A 20,510-nucleotide genomic window follows, 5' to 3' on the forward strand; every position below is an offset into this window, starting at 1 on the left:
GTCAAAGAACAATGAGATTGCGCGCAGTTTATCGTGTTTGATTTCATAATTGACGTAATATATTGTGCCATTTTGGATGTCTAAGAAATACCATGCGAAAAGTCATAGCTTCGATTAAGCCAGCAATTTTTCCTGTTTATTCAAAAGAAGAAATAATTGGAACTTGTTTTATTTGCAAATCGAAACATGTCATTACATGTGCTCATGTAGTTGAAAATTCGGAAGAACCTATCGTTGAAATAAACGGAAAGAAGGTCAAGTTAATCCCAGTTTTTAAAGACCGCTCCTGGGATGTCGCAATCTGTGAACTTTCAGATGATGTATTTGACTACAACTTTGGGTTAGAGCTAGGTGCATATGATGACGCAGCAGAGGGTGATGATGCTTTGATGTGTGGATTTCCGTTAGGACTTGGATATCACGTAACACACAAAGGCATGATATCCGCGAAAGATATAATAAACGGACGTTATTCATTTCAAATTGATGCATCAATAAATAGAGGCAATTCTGGTGGTCCGTGCATTATCCTGAAAGACGGTAATCCTATTGTCGTCGGAGTGATAGCAACACGACTGGTAGATATAGATTTCACTCAACTTCAAGATTTGGCTAATGCTTTCAAAGAAAACGGCCAACGCTCAAGTGAGAAAACCACAGGAAAGGAGATTACTGGCTCAATAGCTAGACTTATGCTTACGTTAACCGATCATGTTGGTATCACATTGAATCAATTTAATCGGTATCTAAATGTAGGTTTCGGAGAAGCGGTTTCAATCGATTATGTTACCCATGCAATTAATAACATAAAGAGGCGCTAACCAGGTCCGGGTCAGGTCCATAATCAAGCACACATGAGAATCACAGGCGACTCGTACACGTTTTTTAGGAATCCTTATTCATGCCTCCACCGTTTTTTTGCGAAAACGGTTTATTCGTTGAATTGGGGTGTGCAAATAACGACAAGTTTGATCAGTATCAGTTTGGAGCGTAATTTTGCCCGGGACAAGCTTAATTTCCGGGGTTTCACCAACCCCGCCCGCATTTGGATTTCTCCAGTTTAGCAAGCAGAATTTATGTTGACTTGAAGGCATAACTGCTTCCGTATACCCGGTTTCCCGTTGGACAGTTTCGGGTCATGATGGATTTCGCGGGTACGGTTCAAATCGAGGGTGTTCAAAATTCTGTGTCAGTTTGCCAATCACCTAACGCGCTTCGCTTGTTGACCACTGAAACCGGTGACCGATCGACACAATTCGTGTCGATACGCTAACCAGTTTCAGCGGTGACATAAAAATCTGTATTAAATTCATAAATCCAACGCCGCATCCAAACGACCCTCAAAATATATCGCTAACTGGGATAATGTCAAATTCCAGTTCTGTATCGGCATCGTCCATTTCTTGCTGGCATTTTTAATTCCGACATACAGTAGCTTTAGTAGACTGTTTTCATTCGGAAATCCACCTTTGGTTTTTGTCAGTTTGCGAAATTGGCGATGTACGGCCTCAATGGTGTTGGTTGTATAAATCACACGGCGTATCGGTTCAGGATATTTGAAGTATACCGATAAATTTTCCCATTTGTTGCGCCAGGATTGAATCACGATGGGATACTGTTTTCCCCATTTGGCTTCCAATGCATCAAGCGCATCTTCAGCTGCATCAATGGTCGGCGCTTTGTATACCGGTTTCAGGTCAGCCATGAATGCTTTTTGATTTTTTGACGCCACATATTTCATCGAATTGCGGATTTGATGAATAATGCATAACTGAACCTCGGTTTCTGGAAAAATACTGTTGATTGCCTCAGGAAAACCCACGAGTCCATCAACGGCGGCAATAAGGATATCCTGTACGCCACGGTTATTTAAATCTGTCAGTACGGAAAGCCAAAACCGGGCGCCTTCGCTTTCCGATACATACAACCCTAGTACTTCCTTCTTTCCTTCAATGTTTAAGCCAAGTACGGTATAAACTGCCTTGCTGACATACCGGCCATCGTCTTTCACTTTGTGATGTATGGCATCCAGCCACACGAACGGATAGTGACTATCCAATGGCCGTTGCTGCCATTCCCTAAGCTCCGGAATAAGCTTGTCAGTGACTGCACTGATCGTCGCCGATGAAACGTCAATGCCGTATATCTCGGCAATATGCCCAGAGATATCCTGATAGCTGGAGCCCAACGCAAATAACGATAGAATTTTGCGTTCGATTTCATCGGTAAGATGAGTCTGATGCTTTTTAACCAACTGAGGTTCAAATGTACCGTTGCGGTCTCTGGGTGTTTCCAGTTGAAAACTACCTGATGCTGATTTTACAGTCTTTGGCGTCGTGCCATTCTTCCGGTTCTGTTCATCCCCGGATTTGATATGCTGTTCAAGTTCCGCCGCCAATGCAGCTTCAGTGAGTTGTTTGATCAATGGCGTTAATATGCCATCTTTTCCATTCAAATTCCGCCCCGCTTTCAAGGATTCCAAGGCTTCTTCAAAATCAAATTGCACTGTAGTCTTGTTCATTCGTCACTCCTATAAAATTTAATACTAAAGGAATGACACAGAATTTCTAATACTCCCTTCAAATCGGCGTAGCGGCTTTGCTGTGTATGTATCTGAGCATAAAACCTGTCATTAAGACCAAATAACCTACGCCGCTCCGACGATTTGCCATCACTTCAATTTGCCACGTTATTGCCAGTGGCTTTTCCTTGTCACTAAATCTTTGGTTGATGCTGAGCCGAGAAAGCCCGAAGCTCCATTTTGTGTTGACGCTTTAGGCTTTCCAACTGCATTTCCTGCTGTTTCCGTACATTATCAAGCTGTATTTTATGTTGCTGTTGCATAGCTTCTAGCTGGGCAGATTGGCGTTTTAGAACTGTATCCGAATCAAATTGTTTCAACGCTGTCATAAACTCACCTCAAATAAAGTCAGTTTGATTTAATTATATAAACGAGAAAGTAATATCTGCACTATTACCGGCAATATCCTCAACGCCAGTAATCACGATCTCGGTACCTGCATTATAAGTTTCATCCATACCCAAAGTAACGTTTAATGTCGAATCAGTAGGTAACCAATCCAATATAACGCCATTACCAAATGTACTATTGCTGCTAAAAAAAGATTCGATAGTGTTCTTATTACCAATTGCCTCGCTAAAGTCAAATACCAGCGTGTCGCCGACATCGGCTGTTCCATTAAATCCGCCATCATTCTGGAGCAAAATACCATTACCCAAGTTACTCGGTGCGATGGTGTCAGAAATAGAACTGCCAATAACATTCCAGTTGCTATCGTAAGCCCAGGTGGTGGCGCCATCAGAACGTGTGCCGCCCTGGAACATCCAGTTGCTGTCGTAATTGTATTCCCAGCTTTCCGACATGATGCCGTCTGACCAGCTACCGCTGTCGACATAGCCCGTGATGTTGCCGAACTCATCCCTTAACGTGATTTGCGTACTGGTTGAGGTGTAACCTGAGCCGTCACTATAGCTATGGAATGAACTTATCTGGTTCCCGTTTGCGTCGTAAGTGAATGTATCCGTTGAAATAGAGCCATAACCATTGTCGAAACTCGAGACAGTCTGGTATCCGGTCATTGCGCCCAGCAAGTCATAGAAAGTGGTTGTACCAAATTCGTCGGTTGTTTCGTAACCAATGACAGTAATACCATCGGTGTCCAGGATTGGCGTCATGCCGCTGACATCCATACTCTGGCCAATGATGTTCCAGTTGCTGTCGTAAGTCCAGGTGGTCGCGCCATCGGAGCGTGTGCCGCCCTGGAACATCCAGTTGCTGTCGTAGTTGTATTCCCAGCTTTCCGATATGATGCCGTCTGACCAGCTACCGCTGTCGACATAGCCCGTGATGTTGCCGAACTCATCCTTCAGGGTGACTGTGCTGTTACTTGAACTGAAGCCATTGCTGTCGCTATGTGACGATCCTGTCAGGTTCCCGTTTGCATCGTAAGTGAAGGTATCCGTCGAGGTATAACCCAAACCGTCGCTGTAACTCGAAACAGTTTGATAACCTGTCATCGCACCTTGCAGATCATAGAAAGTGGTTGTACCGAATTCGTCGGTTGTTTCGTAACCGATGACGGTCACGCCATCGGCACCCAGGGTTGGCGTCATGCCGCTGGCATCCATACTCTGGCTAATGATGTTCCAGTTGCTGTCGTAAGTCCAGGTGGTAGCGCCATCGGAGCGTGTGCCGCCCTGGAACATCCAGTTGCTGTCGTAGTTGTATTCCCAGCTTTCCGAGATGACGCCGTCCGACCAGCTACCGCTGTCGACATAGCCCGTGATGTTGCCGAACTCATCCCTTAACGTGATTTGCGTACTGGTTGAGGTGTAACCTGAGCCGTCACTATAGCTATAGGTTGAGCTTAGCAAGTTCCCGTTTGCATCGTAAGTGAAGGTATCCATTGAAATAGAGCCATAACCATTGTCGTAACTCGAGACAGTCTGATATCCGGTCATTGCGCCCATCAGGTCATAGAAAGTGGTTGTACCGAATTCGTCGCTTGTTTCGTAACCAATAACGGTTACGCCATCGGCGCCCAGAGTTGGCGTCATGCCGCTGACATCCATACTCTGGCTAACGATGTTCCAGTTGTTATCGTAAGTCCAGGTGGTGGCGCCATCAGAACGTGTGCCGCCCTGGAACATCCAGTTGCTGTCGTAGTTGTATTCCCAGCTTTCCGACATGATGCCATCTGACCAGCTACCGTTATCGACATAGCCCCTGATGTTACCGAAGCCATCCCTTAGGGTGGTTTGTGTACTGGTTGAGGCATAACCTGAGCCGTCACTATAGCTATGGAATGAATTTATCTGGTTTCCGTTTGCATCGTAAGTGAAGATGTCCGTTGAAATAGAGCCATATCCATTATCGTAACTTGAGACAGTCTGGTATCCGGTCATTGCGCCCATCAGGTCATAAAAAGTGGTTGTGCCCCATTCGTCGGTTGATTCGTAACCAATGACGGTAATACCATCGGTGTCCAGGGTTGGCGTCATGCCGCTGACATCCATACTCTGGCCAATGATGTTCCAGTTGTTGTCGTAAGTCCAGGTGGTGGCGCCATCGGAGCGTGTGCCGCCCTGGAACATCCAGTTGCTGTCGTAGTTGTATTCCCAGCTTTCCGACATGATGCCGTCTGACCAGCTACCGCTGTCGACATAGCCTGTAATGTTGCCGAAGTCATCCTTCAGGGTGACTGTGCTGTTACTTGAACTGAAGCCATTGCTGTCGCTATGTGACGATCCTGTCAGGTTCCCGTTTGCATCGTAAGTGAAGGTATCCGTCGAGGTATAACCCAAACCGTCGCTGTAACTCGAAACAGTTTGATAACCTGTCATCGCACCTTGCAGATCATAGAAAGTGGTGGTACCGAATTCGTCGGTTGTTTCGTAACCGATGACGGTTACCCCATCGGCACCCAGGATTGGCGTCATGCCGCTGGCATCCATACTCTGGCTAATGATGTTCCAGTTGTTATCGTAAGTCCAGGTGGTGGTGCCATCGGAGCGTGTGCCGCCCTGGAACATCCAGTTGCTGTCGTAGTTGTATTCCCAGCTTTCCGACATGATGCCGTCTGACCAGCTACCGCTGTCGACATAGCCTGTAATGTTACCGAACTCATCCTTCAGGGTAACTGTGCTGTTACTTGAACTGAAGCCATTGCTGTCGCTATGTGACGAGCCTGTCAGGTTCCCGTTTGCATCGTAAGTGAAGGTATCCGTCGAGGTATAACCCAAACCGTCGCTGTAATTCGAAACAGTTTGATAACCTGTCATCGCACCTTGCAGATCATAGAAAGTGGTGATACCCCATTCGTCGGTTGTCTCGTAACCGATGACGGTTGCACCATCGGCACCCAGGGTTGGTGTCATGCCGCTGACATCCATACTCTGGCTAATGATGTTCCAGTTGTTATCGTAAGTCCAGGTGGTGGTGCCATCGGAACGCGTGCCGCCCTGGAACATCCAGTTGCTGTCGTAGTTGTATTCCCAGCTTTCCGACATGATGCCGTCTGACCAGCTACCGCTGTCGACATAGCCTGTAATGTTGCCGAACTCATCCTTCAGGGTGGCTGTGCTGTTACTTGAACTGAAGCCATTGCTGTCGCTATGTGACGAGCCTGCCAGGTTCCCGCTTGCATCGTAAGTAAAGGTATCCGTCGAGGTATAACCCAAACCGTCGCTGTAACTCGAAACAGTTTGATAACCTGTCATCGCACCTTGCAGATCATAGAAAGTGGTTGTACCCCATTCGTCGGTTGTTTCGTAACCGATTACGGTTATACCATCGGCGTCCAGGATTGGTGTCATGCCGCTGCTTGTCTCGATCCAACTTTCCATGTTCATCTCCTGTAATTTTCGTTAGGAGTTATACGATCGTAAAAGTTAAATCTTTAGATTTCTCTGCTATTTCTGAACGTGTACTGTGCGGAATACAAATATTCGCAATAAATCCGTATATTAATCACGATAAATATGCGAGATCAGATCAGGGATGGTTTGAAGGACCATAGGATAAACCCCGAACTTTTACATTACCCGTGAAATGTAATCCTATTATTTCATCTTAAAAAGATGAATGATATTATGGGCTTATCCAGTTATTACAACCGACATAAAAAACTGCGCGAGATCGGTTTACTTTTGAATTCGGATTGAGTTTTCTGGGTTGATTGGGCGATATACTTATGGGCATCTCTAAAAATCCATATTTTGTCACAATACTTTGTTGTTCACAAAAAATATCTCCTTACATATCAATCATATGCTGCGTCAATATTTTTTGTTCTCGCCTCGTCTTGTTTAAAACTCTGAATTTTTAGAGGTACCCTTATTTGAAATCGATGAACTGATAATGCACTCCACCCTCTTTCTGTGTTTTTTCCACACTCCAGATATGCCATTGCGCCAGAAGATTTTTGCCATTATCACTTGCGAACTGGTACTTGTCTACAGCATTCTTAAAGTCGAATATCTTATCGTCACGTACAGCATTTTCCATTCTTGATTTGAGTACAATGCGCGCATCTTCAACCTCGTGTCTGTTCAGGAGATGCAAAGCCCAGTATTTAAGTGCGGCATTCTCACGACGGTCGGCAATGAAATGCTCGTTTGTTTCATCAATTAACGTGTTAACAATCGATCTGGCATCTTCTCCGATTACCTTGAAGCCATTCTCAAAATACTCAGTTGAAGGGAGTGGAAAAGTCAGATAAATATTCAATCCGTCCAGATCATTCTTGCCATAAGTGATAAGTTGCTGATTGACTGAAGCATCGCTCAGAAATAAAGTTGGCCTTTGATGATGTGGAAATATATGTTTGATCTGATTGATCAGTATCAATGCATTTGACCAGTCTCCGGCAAAGAAAACAAAATCAATCTCAAGCTTTCTGAGTGTTTCTGCAGGCGGCACCGACATGTTAGTCGACCATAATACTACTTTGCCATTATTTTCCTGGACCCATTGAACAAACCGGGATGCCAGATACTTGGAATAAACCGGATTATGTTCATCCTCCACAACCCACAATACAGAATGATTATTGTCAATTGCAAATTGCCCTGCTTTGGCTGCCTGCTCATCGTCTGTCGGCCACAGACGAAAAACCGGAGGATAATCATCAGAAAATTCACTATCGATGTAATTGTTGGGAATCAATTGCGGGTTGGTTTCCATGGTCAGGATTACCGGAATCGGAGGGTTTGCATCGATAAGATAACTTGATAATGCCGCTTTTGTTTGTGTGCTTTTAACATGACCGATTACCATAAGTGTATCGTTGCGCGTTGCTAGATCAGACGAAATTTGGCGCGCTTTGTCAGGATCGCCTTGATCATCAATGCACCTGGATTTAACAGGTATGGTGTTTATAACTTTGATAATGGTTTGAGAATCATCATTTTTACATGATGATTTCCGAAACCCTTCAAATACATCAGCAATTGCCTGTTCATTTTTGTAATCACCCACCAGATAAATATAATAACTGTTAGCACCGGTCCACCAGTCAGTGACCCGGCCTATAAGAACGATACTGATCACCGCCGCAATAATGGGTATTAACACAAACTTGCGTAATGGTTCGAGCACCAAACGGCATAGCAAGTTTGTAAAAAGCCTGATATCGGAGGCAGGTTTTTTCATTCAGAATTTATCTTTCATTGGTTGATCTCTGTTGAAAACATAACCGTATTTCTGATATTGTCAGACCGGCAAGCGATTAGAATAGTCTTGGACTTTTAATTGAATTTTATGATGCGCTTTACGATTCCTGTTCGTCAAGTGAAGCATGCAAATATTCCGCTTTTTTAACAACCCGGCTGACAGTTGCATAATGCACGCCAAATTCATCCGCTATAGCCTTCATTGTGTAATCACCTGTTTGATATGCGGCTGTAATCCCCTCATTCCTGTCACTAAACGATGAATAATATGAAAGCGGCCTGGCCAGCGCCCTTCTCTGTGCACGGGGAACTTCACTGATGTTTTGATCGGATTGCGCATGTTGCTGCATTTTTTTGACAAATTCTTCTTTGCCAAGATAAATCTGCCCACACAAATCTGCCCAAATACTCGGCAACCCCACACCCGAACGCACAAAATCGATATACGCTGCAATTGCCCGCTTGCGTTGCTTGCCAAACTGCCCCAGTATCCAGTCCGTCTGCAACCACTCAGGACTACTGTTTTTCGCGATCATGGCTACATAACTGCTCCAGGGCCACTGTTCAACATTTTTTACCAGTCCCGCCCGCACAGGATTCAATACAACATAGCGCGACAGTTCAAGCAAGTAATTGTCCTTCTCCACCAAAATGGCTTTATAACGCCCTTGAAAAACATGTCCAACACGATTGTGCGCACGATTAAAGTTCTGCGTATAAACACCATTGAGCTGCCGCATCCCCTTGGACAAATTCCCCTCAACCGTTTCAACAACTATATGATAGTGGTTGTCCATCAAACAATACGCATGACAAACCCAGTTAAACCGTTTACAGACATGACCAAACAATGTCAGCCAATTGATCCGGTCAGCGTCATCCAGATAAATCTCCTCCCGGCGATCCCCTCGCGAAGTCACATGATACACACCACCGGCTAATTCAATTCTTAATGGTCTTGACATGGTTCATTTCAAGGTTTGAAAGAAATACAGATTATAGCATTAATTGCAAGAATGCAAGACTTGACCCCTTCTACAGTTCTTCTACGTAACCCCTTCTACTCTCGCCATTGCATTGTGCGCGACAATATAACGAATTTTAAGCAATTGGTAAGTTGGCGGAGCAATATAGGATATCGAAACGCATGAAAAAGCAAAACAATATCCCCAAAGCGCTTGTGTTGAGTAAAACTGGAACCGGACTGGCGACAATCCGCGGCCTTGCTGCGGGCGGCGTAAAGGTTATTGCAGCGATTTTTAAAAAAGAAGAGCCAGTTAGATATTCATCATGCTGTGAATTAATTGACCTTTGTCATATTCGAGCCAGTAATGATTTGTTAGATTGGTTGATTGACTATGGCAAACAACAAACTTCACAACTGATATTATTCCCAACGAGTGATGAGCATGCGCTTTTGCTCGCTGAAAACCGTCAATTATTACGTCCACACTACATATTTTGGAATAATAGTCACGATGCGTTATTGCAGATTATAAATAAAAATCAACTTTATGCAGTTGCCAAAGAAGCCGACGTTCCAATTATCCCGTCGATAAGCGAGCCAGACAAAGAGCAATTATCTGTGTGGGTGCCAGAAAATAATGCACCTTATTTTTTAAAGCCCTTCTATGAGGGCAATAAACATAGCAGCCTAAATCAGAAAAACTTGATCTTAGTGTAAATCGGCATGTAAAACTTACCAGAATTTTCGGAAAATCGGCGTTGAAAAGTTTCCACTCTGAGATGATAAATTACCGGCATTTTGCTGGAGAACTTTGGAGTGATAGAGATGGATATAATTGCCGAAATCAGAAGGCGACATTTTGTCAGTAAAGAAAAAATCAGTTCAATTGCCCGTTCATTGGGGCTGTCCCGTCCTACAGTCAGGAAACATTTAAAGACGGAGGCTGAACCGGAATATCGGCGTCAAACGCAATGTGCGCCGAAGCTAGGAGAATTTAAAGCGTTATTGACCAGTTGGCTGGAAACAGAGGCATTGCTACCGCAAAAGCAGCGTCGAACAGCAATGCGATTATATGAAGGTTTGATAATTGAAGGTTATACAGGCGCTTATGACAGCGTTCGGCGTTTTGTAAAGCAGTGGAAAGCAGAGAACAAGGATACCCCGGCACCCAGGCAAACGTTTGTTCCTTTAGCGTTTAAACCCGGTGAAGTCTGTCAATTTGACTGGAGTCAGGAAGTTGTTGATCTGGGTGGGCGGGAACAAGTCGTCAAGGTGGCGCATTTTCGTTTGTGTTACAGCCGCAAGATGTTTGTCGTCGCTTATTTCAGGGAAGCGCAGGAGATGCTGATGGATGCGCATAATCGTGCATTTGCGTTCTTTGGTGGCGTGCCGCTGCAGATGGTTTAGACAATCCCAAGACAATTGTGGATGCGGTTTTGATGGGCAAAGAGAGAAAGTTTAATCGGCGGTTTATGGCATTGGCGAATCACTATTTGTTTGAACCGGTTGCCTGCACGCCGGCGGCCGGCTGGGAGAAAGGTCAGATAGAGAATCAGGTGGGTAATGTCAGAGAATGGCTGTTCACGCCGCGCATAAAGTTTGCAACGCTGGATGACTTAAACCGCTGGCTGGCGCAGCGTTGTCATGAGCTGTCAAACAGGAAGCATCCTGATTTTGCACAAACCATTGCGGAATGTTTTCAGCAGGAACAACCGTTATTGCGGCAAATCACAACACCATTTGCCGGTTATGTTGAGCACCTGATGAAAGTCTCCAGAACCTGCCTGGTGCGTGTTGACCGGAATCAGTACAGTGTACCGGCCCAATGGTCCGGGAAGGTGGTTTCGGTCAGAGTATTTGCCGGTCATCTTGATATTGTGGCGGAGGGAAAAGCGATTGCGACGCATCAACGCAATTTCCTGCGCGATCAGCTGATCTGTAATCCATGGCATTATTTGCCCGTGCTGGAGAAGAAACCCGGTGCTATCCGTCACGGCGCGCCATTCCAGAACTGGGAACTACCGGAATCGATCCGTCACGTACGTGAGAAACTTCAGAAGCAAGATAAAAATGAACGCGCTTTTGTTGATCTGTTGTTATTGACCCGCGAAGCCGGTCTTGATGCACTTGAGACAGCCTGTGAACTGGCGTTGGAATCCGGTGTTGTCAATGCCAGTGTGTTGCAGAATGCTATACGGCGTTTGATTGAACCAGTTCGTTCCAAGACATTGAATACCGGCGATACCTTACAACTAACCACTGAACCGCTGGCCGATTTCCAGCGTTACGATCATTTGCTTGGAAGCCGCCATGTCCACTGACTTGCTTACCCAACTCAAAGCATTGCATCTGTATGGCATGAGCGACGCCTGGTCTGAGTTAAGCGCTGAAATGCCGCAACGCAAGCAAATATCGCCGGAAACCGTATTAAGCCAACTGATCAATGCCGAAATAGCCGAACGCCAGCTACGCAGCCTGAAATACCAGATGAAGGCTGCAAAGTTTCCAATCCACCGCGACCTGGTGAAATTCGACTGGAATGAAACGCCACTCTCACGCCAACAGATAGAACAGCTCTCAACGGCTGCTTTTATGGATGATGCACATAACCTCATCCTGGTCGGTGGCACCGGTACCGGCAAAACCCATTTGGCCACAGCACTGGGCGTTGCCGCTATTCATCATGGCAAACGCATTCGATTCTTCAACGCTGTGGACTTGGTTAACCTGCTGGAGCAGGAAAAACAACTGAATAAAACCGGACACCTGGCCAGAAGGCTCATTCAGATTGACGCAGTCATCCTTGATGAACTGGGCTATCTGCCTTTCCCGGAATCAGGTGGCGCACTCCTGTTTCACTTGATCAGCCAGCTGTATGAGCGCACTTCACTCATTATAACGACCAACCTGAAATTCAGTGAATGGGTGCAGGTTTTTGGCGATGCCAAAATGACCACTGCATTGTTAGACCGTATTACACATCATTGCGACATCCTGGAAACCGGCAATGATTCTTACCGTTTCAAACATCGAAAACAATGTATAAAAACCAATTAACCAACTAAACAAGGTGGAAACTTTTCGACGCCGATGACTGGAAAATTTTCAATGCCGATTGACAACCATGGTATATTCGGCATAGAATGGCTAGAAGATAAAAATACAGGTATTTTTTATCTCATCGATTTCAATGCCAGACCTTTTACCTCAATAAGTCACCTACAGTCTTGTGGACTCAACTTACCTCATCTGGCCTATCAAAATTTAATTGCTGATGACCTAAGCGGTATTGAAACCAGGCCCCAATTAGAACGTAAATACTGGGTGGATTTACTGCTTGATCTGTGGTCTTTTCAAGATAAATTGGCCTCACGAGAAATAGGTAAATTAGAATGGATTAGGTCCTTACCAATATGCCGAAGTTACGCCTATTGGTCGTGGAAAGACCCTAAGCCTGGGCTGTACAGATTCTGGATGATTGGCAAGTTGCTGATCGACCGCGTATTAAAGCAGTTAAAAAAATGACCATTGTTCTCAGGTTATAGCGTTAATTGTGGTAATGCAAGACTTGACCCTGTTGTGCAGATTTGTCCAGAATGCGCAATCAATCCAGACATCTCAACAATTCACCGAGCCATTGTGGTGATACATCTGACGGCAGTTCGAGTGTATGACCGCCTGAACAACGCAGTTTCAGATAATCTGAAACCGGTGCAGTTGACGTGATCTTCACCGGTATCAGCGTAGCCGATTGATTGTGTTCTGCCCCAACACGATAAGCCCACAGCCAATTCCCAAATGTCTTACTGTTCAATCCATGATCACGGCAATAAGCCACTTGCGACAAACCGCTCGCCTGCCATGCTTTGATATAACGTATCTGTTGCTCTTGGGTTGTCATTGGTTATCCTCCATAAAATATTTGAAGTTAACCATTATGAAATTTGCTTTCCAGATGGTGGGACTAAACGCTTACACAGCAAGCCGGGGTCAAACAGCAAGTCGCAAGCAAGCGGGTAGCCCGGATAAGTTTTCGTCATCCAGGAATGAATTTTGATGGCAAAGATTTTGCTATTGACTATTGACGACTATTGATAGTGAATTGATTCTCAATGAGATCTTGCCTATGAAATATGAGTGTCGTTCTGCGCGTTTTTGTGTGTGCGCATATGGCGGGTATTGCAATGAAAGATTTGACTCAGGACGGCTAATAGTGACTCCGTTCTGATGGTAGAAAGTCTAAGAAATTAAGGCTCAGAGCACCCGGACGCAACGACGGGACGCAGGCGAGGCGGCATTTGCTTGATAATTCCATCTTTTGTTATCCATTTAATTCTGGTTGATTCGGATATGATGGGGCACTTGATTTTTAGATATGGCGGACAGGTGATCCTTTGTGGTGATATTCAGTCAGTTAATGCAGTAGTCATGTTACCAGGGCTGAAAAATCATTGACACTGACAACAATAGCAACAATAAGGCAACGCCTCGTTCAAACAATTTTCGAGGAATGTGATCTATCACTCTTTTTGCAGTCCATGTTCCCAAGATCACAGCCAGTCCCATCAAAACAGCAAGCACCCATATGCTTGAGTCAAGCATAATATAATGATGATAGGTTATCAATTTAACGCTATGTATCACCAAAGCAGATAAACTCTCACTGGCAATATACGCTGCCGGCGGCAATCCGAGGGACAAAAACACAGCCGCTCCAAGCGGTCCGGCGCTACCAACGATACCGGATAAAAACCCTGTTATCATGCCACCAGCGACCATTACAAATGGCCCTGTCTTTATATCAACAACACTCTGGAACTTGAACAATACAAAAAACAGAATCGCAAAGCCGATACAACGAATAGCCCAATCATGAGACAACGCTATAAATGACAGCGCACCTAATATGCTTGAAGGAATTGCGCCTAACAGAAAAAATCCAACCGGTTTCCATTGAATCACATCAAAATTGAAACCGATTCTTGCAAAATTCCCGGTCAATTGAATAATGCTGAGCAATGGCACCGCATGGTTGATGCCCACAGTTTCGATCAGTACCGGCAGCAGCAGCAATGCGCCACCAAAACCGGCAAGACCTGAAACTATGGCAGCAAAATACGCTGCAAAAAAGAGAAAATAAAAATCAGTCACATGATCGGGTATGAGTTATATCAGATTGAAAGCATTCTTCATTCAGCGAACAAGGTATAGAGCCACGCACTAAAAATAACCATTATAAAAACCCAGAGCAGAATAACCACGATTCCGGCTGTCCAGCTGACTGGTAATTGACTATTCTCGACCTCAAGTGCAAGTGCACGTGCCCTGCAATCCGCCATTACTTGATGCGGTATAAGCCTGATCGCAAATGCAATGCCAATCGGCAATACGATCAAGTCATCCAGATAACCGAAGAAAGGTATAAAGTCAGGGATCAAATCAACGGGGCTTAATGCATATCCAACAATAGCGGCAATCATGATTTTGACGTACCAGGGCGTTCGAGGATCTTGTGCAGCCAGATATAGCGCGTAAGTATCATTTTTGAGTTGATTTAACCGGTGTTTGACTTTTTTGGATAAATGCATGGCGTATTAAATGAATTCACCTAATATTCTCTACAGCTGCTCCATTGACTGGCCAGCAAAGAGGCCTGATTTAACCAGAATTGTTACCATAGGATTGCCAATAACTTGTTGAATAGGATTGAAAAATAAGGCTGGAACACATTGTAATACAATCCTTTCCCAAATTCTGAGATTTGTTCGGAAACATGAATTTGAGTCTCTGATTATTGATTTGTCATCATACAGGACGGGCTTTTCATTCCGCAACCCGATCGTCATAACTTGTCACCATGACGATGGCATAGTTGTCCAACTGTGACAGTTTGTTCCTCTGTGAACTGATTTTCGCGACCTGGATTTACCGGGATCACTTGGGGAGAAACGAGTGAAATTGCATTCGGAAGGGTGCTGATTTGGAGACAATTAATAAAGACTTTGAATTTATGCACGATGCTCTGGCAGCGATCTACACTCTCTTAAAATTATGTTATTGCAGATAGTTTAGATGATCTATGCTGTTACCTGGCAATCCCTCGCCATTTTTTGGCAAGGGACTGCAATTGTTTTCGGAAACAGCCAGTTAGTTGCTTGTACGTTAAAACTTAAAAGTAACTTGTGTGTACCCGTAATTGGTATCGCTGCCACCTGCTACGCCATTTTGTACTTTATCGAAGTAATCGCCTTTAAACAAATGCGTGTACCCGAAGTCAAAAGACATACGTTTCAGGTAGCTGAATTTCGGATCCCATCTTAAATTGATGTCGAACAGATTGCCCAGGAAGCTTCCTGAATTACCCGTTACGTCCTGTAATCCGGAACCGACAAATACGCCTCGTTTATCCGCAAGCCAGAATGCGCGGTGAGACATCATCAGCCTGACTGTAGGCGTGGGCTGGAGTGTGGCACGGAAACCCGCAGGTGAGAAAATGTTTGACGGGAAAAACACGCCCAGAATACCGGTAGGCCCATACTCAACACGGCGTTTTGCAAACAGGAAGTCAAACTGTTTGTTCGGATCGGGGTCCCCTGACACATAGTCGATGAGGTAAAGGATCCTGGCAGGCATTTTTGCTACTTCGAAACTATAACCTATCTCCCCGTGATGCCGATGAGCAAAAAAATGTTTATTTTGAACACTGCCAAATTGATATGTCGATTCAATTTCATAGTCGATACGATTCATTGTTGGCTGAGCAAAAAGCCTGAAACCCGGAGTCGAAATATCGCGTTGTCTGGCTTTGTGTCCCTCATTTAACTGAAACCAGTACACATCAAAATTCGCCCATGGGTAATTGCGATTGGTAATCTGTGCACCAGAAAAGTAGGTTACCGGTGAAAAATCATCCAGTTCGTTTGCTTTTCGGTTGACGGGTGACGTACCAAACATCCTCAGCCCCCAGCCTTTGTCACCTTCACCAACAGTTAATTGAACACCATCAAATGTCGGTGTTAAGGTACCAAAACGGTGCCCTGCAATCAGGCGACCTTCCCCGAAGTCCATCACCATACGGCCCACTTCAAGTTTTCCAGGCAAGCCTGTCCTGAAAAAATTGTCAGTTCGCATATTGACATGAAGCTGAGTGAAATCGAAATGGTTTGCAAAAACTGGCGAACTCGCCTGTCCGTAATGCGCCAGCGGCGCACGTATATCGGTCAGCTCAAACGTGAATCCTAGTGGTTCTTTCCGGTTAATACCTAGCAAAAACCGTGTTCGTTGATGAACCTGCTGGTTATCATCGCCGTTAGAAATTGCCCTAGTAAAACCATGATCATATCCTTCAAAACGTGTACGGTGCTCTACGGCCAATTCTAACCAATCAGGTGTATAGGCAGTTAGTGGCGTTTCGTGATTTTCCATTAGCCGGGTTAAGTTATCGAAGTCACCTAGGAAGTGCCCGGTATCGCCAATTACGAAATCTTTATTCTCAGCTTTACCGGCGCTTTTCTGGGCCATTAAGACTTCTTTATTTGCGCTTACCGCTGATTTTTTAAATTTTGTTGCATTACTCACTTCTGCAGTTACGCTGTTCGCCCATAAAATACTTACACTTATCAAAAAAAGAAACAAACAAGTCGTTTGCAAATTTCTTAGTAACAATGTCATGGTGATTCCTTCTAATAGTTAATAAGAGTGAAAATAAGAATTAGAATAATTAATATTTTGATAACTCAAGCTTTAAAAAAAACTGACTAACTTCTGAGGTAAAAGAATTATTCAGCTGAAGCTTGAGTGCTTTACTGTAAAAAATGATGTCCGTTACGGGCATCTTAATGATTAAGAAAAGTTGAAAAAAGATGTGTGGCAACTACATTATGAATATATATAAACACTGAATAGACGACTATGATTTTATATGCCGCCAATGTTTATATAGATTGATCTAGTATCCACAAAAAAGTAAGAAATCCTCCCCAATAAAATTTTACCAATTATCGTTTGGAAAGATTTTATTTCAAGTGACATAAAGATTTTGTGATTAAAATGTGAATTCTTTGTGAAATTAGAAAAAAAGTTTTTTATGCGGTTTTATAAAATTCTCGATTATTTTAATGTTACAGTATCAAGATTTGATTCATTCGTCTTTTGGCAGAGAAAATAACGAATTCTTAGGACGCATAAAAACCACAGAATATAAGGATGTAAGCAATGAACAAAACATTGGAAGTATTAATCTGGCTTTTGGTGATGTGCATCTTGTTAGGCTTTATCACCAGCCCGCTCGCCGCAGTGACCTCATTTATTACGGTTTCGGTTACATATTTTCTGGTCAGAGAGAAAAATGTACCCGAAGAAACGAATAAACATGAAGATGCTTCAAAAGAATGAATAATGCTTTGAAAGACGCCGGGAGAAGTAGCCCTGGAAAGTTGGACACCAGAATGGCGATATGTACCATATTTTCAGCGGAATTGGTAGGTATTTTATAATCTTTGGACAAACGTCTGAATCCCGAGCCGGCAAAGGTTCGCTCGACAATCCACCGCACAGGCACTCAAGTCAGAGTCAAAACGCAAGTCAGAGTCAAAACGCAAGTCAGGGCCTACCATTGTATTTTTCAGGATGACAAGTCACATCTCAAGCAGTCAGTATATATAGACATTGGACGGGAATGAGGCTCACGGGGCCCGGGGTCAGCTGTATAACATTAACAATTTGAAGCCGGCACACTTTAAAGAAATATTTCCGGCTGCAGCCAAGAATGATCGTATTGATGCGTGTAAAGGTCTGGAGCTATTTCAGTTAAAAGACCACCTGTCGTTAGTCAAAGATGTTCTCTTGGAAATTCACCTTAATCCAAAGATTGATTGCCATTGCCAGTTACCGCAACACAGCAATTATTGCGGCGTACAAAACAGGCGCATACAGCCAGCGGGAAATCGGGGAATTTTATCAATTGCATCCAACAACAATCGGCGCTATTGTTCGCAAGAATCGAAACTATCAGGCTACCGTTTCAGAAAAATGTCCAAATCCCCGTTAGACAACATCCGCATCGTACTCAGTCATACCAGCCATGCAGGCAATATTGGCGCAACTGCTCGTGCGATGAAAACCATGGGGCTGAAATCGTTATATCTGGTAAATCCCCTGTCCTTTCCAGACAAGGAAGCCGACATTCGCGCAGTCAGCGCCCGGGATCTGCTCAGTCAGGCACAAGTATGCAGCAGTCTTGATATTGCGTTGCAGGATACGGTACTCGCTGCCGCACTGACATCCCGGTCACGTGAACTTCCGCATGAAAAATTTGACGCCCGGGCAGGCGCCAGGGTTTTGCTGGAACAAGCGCAGCACCACCCGGTAGCGCTGGTTTTTGGCGCCGAAACATCAGGGCTGACGGCAGCCGAAGTCAGTCAATGCCCATTAAAAATCTTCATCCCGACCAATCCCGATTATGCATCGCTTAATCTCGCCAGCGCAGTGCAAGTGATGGCTTATGAGCTGCGCATGGCGCTGCCGGACGTGGAACCGTGTAAAAAACCTCAGGACACGCCAGCCACACTGGATGAAATCGCGTTGTTCCACCAGCATCTCGAAAAAGTAATGATTCAAATTGATTTTCTGAATCCACAACAACCCAAAAAACTGATGCAGCGCATACGCCGATTATTTTCACGCACACAGCTTGAAAAAGAAGAAATCAATATCCTTCGTGGCATTCTGACCGCAATGGAAAAGAAGTTGCCGCCCAAACCCCCCGAATAATCAACGCCAATCAGATTGTCTTTGACACTATCCAGGCGGCCTTAAACACACATCAAACGGCCGTTTAGTGATGATGTTACAGATTCACCCCAGCCGTTCGATCTTCGCGCTGGTCGTTTCGATGTGCTGCTTCAGCGCGGCGATGCACGGATCAAAGCGGCGGCTAAACCCTGTTGCCACCATGACCCGGGCGAGGAACGCGCGCGCAAGGCCTTCAACCCGACGCCAGGTTTCGTTGGGCACATTGACGCGAAAAGTCGCTTCGGGGATGGTTTCAAGTAGCCTACCACCAGTGTTGGGCGCAAAAGCCATTGGCGTCATGTCGTAGGCTGGCGCAATGCAATATGGCCGACCATGTTCGGAGACGAATGACAGGTTGCCGCTGTGCATATCCGAGTTGCCGATCAGCGTACCATAAGCCCACAAGATATCTGCACAGTCCACTGCTTCTTGGCTAATATGGCCGCCAACCGCCAAACGTCTGGCCATGACGGGCCAGTCACCTTCCGCTCCGGCGAACTCGGCATCCAGCGCAGCCAGAGAGTACAGCGCACAGCGACCCAGGCTGCCAATGCGGTCAAAACGTTCAACCTCGAGGAAACGCTGCCCGCCATGGTCGACTATCCGTGTTTTGGCAGCAGGAATGTTGGCTTCTCGCAGCGTCTCAAGCGCGAGATGTTCGGCCAGCAGAAGATCCCGCCAGCGCTCGCTCACAGACTCATCCGTCAGTTCGCTGAACTTTACGATAACGTACCGTGGCCCATCTGGCGTCATGACATAGGCGGTGAATTTTGGCTGCTCGCCCCCGGCTGACGATCCGGGAATTTCACCGTGAACGGCTGCCAATCGAACATATTCCGCGGCCTTCTGACCCTCCAGAATTGAATCAGGAACGGGAGCAGCGAGAAAGCGGTCTTTTGCGATTTCGCCTAAAAGTAGATTCCCTACCACATCATGACCGTGCACAAGCAGCGCCCGCAAAGCATGAGTATCGTTCCAATCTTTAAGCCGCACCGGAAGTCCAAGTTCAGCGCCATGACGAGCGGCGTACGTCCGGCCGAGATATCCCTGGGGACGCATGTCAAACAACCACCATGGCAGGCCGTTGCTGTGCAGGGCCACACCGTCTTCCTGGCGCATGACGAACCCTTCCGGGCGAACTGGAATCAGGATTCCCAGTTGCCGGAGCAAGCCTTTTGTATCAACCCGATAAATCGGAATATCCGATAGTCCGCGCGTGTTATCACGTAGAGTGTATTGAATAGATCGTGCGGCTCCGATACGAACGATTTCACCACCAAGCCTGTTCAGCGCGCGAGAAATAGTCGGCTGACTTACACCAATATTTACAATGAGTTGTTGCGCAGATAACGGCCCGCGAGACAGTTGTATGCGAATAGCATCAGCGTATTGTGACATGCGCATGAATTAATATATGAATACAATAGTGAATAGATAGTATAAGCGAACTTTAGGCTCATTTGGAAAAAGATCGAAGACCAAAATCGCATGCTATCAAAGACAAAACGTAGTCCATGGGCGTTGAAAAGCTCACCCACAGAACGATACCGTGGCAACC

At 45.2% G+C, this 20,510-nt stretch carries 17 protein-coding genes and 1 pseudogene; 8 read left to right on the plus strand and 10 right to left on the minus strand.

From position 1 onward, the window contains the following. The first annotated feature begins 92 nt into the window (after nt 1–92). Nucleotides 93–518: pseudogene (locus MRK00_01690) on the plus strand (serine protease). Nucleotides 519–1,309: 791 nt separating this feature from the next. Here MRK00_01690 and MRK00_01695 read toward each other — a convergent pair. From MRK00_01695 to MRK00_01715, 5 genes are all read right to left on the minus strand, one after another. Beyond that, nucleotides 1,310–2,521, minus strand: a complete 1,212-nt coding sequence (locus MRK00_01695) for an IS256 family transposase (GenBank protein ID MDR4516099.1) — start codon at nt 2,519–2,521, stop codon at nt 1,310–1,312. Between the two features lie 194 nt (nt 2,522–2,715). Next, nucleotides 2,716–2,910, minus strand: coding sequence for a hypothetical protein (locus tag MRK00_01700; protein ID MDR4516100.1), 195 nt, complete (start codon nt 2,908–2,910; stop codon nt 2,716–2,718). A 33-nt stretch (nt 2,911–2,943) separates the two neighbouring features. Continuing rightward, nucleotides 2,944–6,366: a hypothetical protein gene (locus tag MRK00_01705; protein MDR4516101.1), complete on the minus strand. Its 3,423-nt coding sequence runs from the start codon at nt 6,364–6,366 to the stop codon at nt 2,944–2,946. 490 nt (nt 6,367–6,856) lie between these two features. Continuing rightward, a complete protein-coding gene (locus tag MRK00_01710; protein ID MDR4516102.1) occupies nt 6,857–8,173 on the minus strand; it encodes an ABC transporter substrate-binding protein in 1,317 nt (438 codons plus the stop codon). Nucleotides 8,174–8,291: 118 nt separating this feature from the next. Next, nucleotides 8,292–9,158 (minus strand): transposase, encoded by an 867-nt coding sequence (locus MRK00_01715; GenBank protein MDR4516103.1) that lies wholly within the window; start codon nt 9,156–9,158, stop codon nt 8,292–8,294. A 182-nt stretch (nt 9,159–9,340) separates the two neighbouring features. Between MRK00_01715 and MRK00_01720 the strand changes: the two genes are divergently transcribed. From MRK00_01720 to MRK00_01740, 5 genes are all read left to right on the plus strand, one after another. Then, nucleotides 9,341–9,877, plus strand: coding sequence for a hypothetical protein (locus MRK00_01720; protein MDR4516104.1), 537 nt, complete (start codon nt 9,341–9,343; stop codon nt 9,875–9,877). A gap of 108 nt (nt 9,878–9,985) precedes the next feature. Continuing rightward, complete coding sequence (gene istA / locus MRK00_01725) at nt 9,986–10,567, plus strand: IS21 family transposase (GenBank protein ID MDR4516105.1); 582 nt, start codon at nt 9,986–9,988, stop codon at nt 10,565–10,567. A gap of 17 nt (nt 10,568–10,584) precedes the next feature. After that, nucleotides 10,585–11,481, plus strand: a complete 897-nt coding sequence (locus MRK00_01730) for a hypothetical protein (protein ID MDR4516106.1) — start codon at nt 10,585–10,587, stop codon at nt 11,479–11,481. Then, nucleotides 11,471–12,217 carry an IS21-like element helper ATPase IstB gene (gene istB, locus MRK00_01735; GenBank protein MDR4516107.1) on the plus strand — a complete coding sequence of 249 codons (747 nt, stop codon included), beginning with the start codon at nt 11,471–11,473 and terminating at the stop codon, nt 12,215–12,217. Before MRK00_01730 ends, istB begins: the two co-directional genes overlap by 11 nt. 51 nt (nt 12,218–12,268) lie before the next feature. Then, entirely contained in the window at nt 12,269–12,685 is a 417-nt protein-coding gene (locus MRK00_01740; GenBank protein MDR4516108.1) for a hypothetical protein, read from the plus strand. A 79-nt stretch (nt 12,686–12,764) separates the two neighbouring features. Here the strand turns inward: MRK00_01740 and MRK00_01745 are convergent, their stop codons facing one another. The 4 genes from MRK00_01745 to MRK00_01760 form a co-directional block, all read right to left on the minus strand. Beyond that, nucleotides 12,765–13,061 carry an IS66 family insertion sequence element accessory protein TnpB gene (locus MRK00_01745; protein ID MDR4516109.1) on the minus strand — a complete coding sequence of 99 codons (297 nt, stop codon included), beginning with the start codon at nt 13,059–13,061 and terminating at the stop codon, nt 12,765–12,767. A gap of 530 nt (nt 13,062–13,591) precedes the next feature. Next, nucleotides 13,592–14,311: a sulfite exporter TauE/SafE family protein gene (locus MRK00_01750; GenBank protein ID MDR4516110.1), complete on the minus strand. Its 720-nt coding sequence runs from the start codon at nt 14,309–14,311 to the stop codon at nt 13,592–13,594. 38 nt (nt 14,312–14,349) lie between these two features. Then, nucleotides 14,350–14,748, minus strand: coding sequence for a YkvA family protein (locus MRK00_01755; GenBank protein MDR4516111.1), 399 nt, complete (start codon nt 14,746–14,748; stop codon nt 14,350–14,352). Between the two features lie 574 nt (nt 14,749–15,322). After that, a complete protein-coding gene (locus MRK00_01760; protein MDR4516112.1) occupies nt 15,323–16,831 on the minus strand; it encodes an alginate export family protein in 1,509 nt (502 codons plus the stop codon). 543 nt (nt 16,832–17,374) lie between these two features. Between MRK00_01760 and MRK00_01765 the strand changes: the two genes are divergently transcribed. Further along, nucleotides 17,375–17,554, plus strand: coding sequence for a hypothetical protein (locus tag MRK00_01765; protein ID MDR4516113.1), 180 nt, complete (start codon nt 17,375–17,377; stop codon nt 17,552–17,554). A gap of 636 nt (nt 17,555–18,190) precedes the next feature. Further along, nucleotides 18,191–18,931 carry an RNA methyltransferase gene (locus MRK00_01770; protein MDR4516114.1) on the plus strand — a complete coding sequence of 247 codons (741 nt, stop codon included), beginning with the start codon at nt 18,191–18,193 and terminating at the stop codon, nt 18,929–18,931. Between the two features lie 84 nt (nt 18,932–19,015). Here MRK00_01770 and yjjJ read toward each other — a convergent pair whose 3' ends face one another. Continuing rightward, nucleotides 19,016–20,350 (minus strand): type II toxin-antitoxin system HipA family toxin YjjJ, encoded by a 1,335-nt coding sequence (gene yjjJ / locus MRK00_01775; protein MDR4516115.1) that lies wholly within the window; start codon nt 20,348–20,350, stop codon nt 19,016–19,018. Between the last annotated feature and the right edge of the window lie 160 nt (nt 20,351–20,510).

This window comes from Nitrosomonas sp. (genome assembly GCA_031316255.1).
In the GTDB taxonomy this organism is placed as follows: Bacteria; Pseudomonadota; Gammaproteobacteria; order Burkholderiales; family Nitrosomonadaceae; genus Nitrosomonas.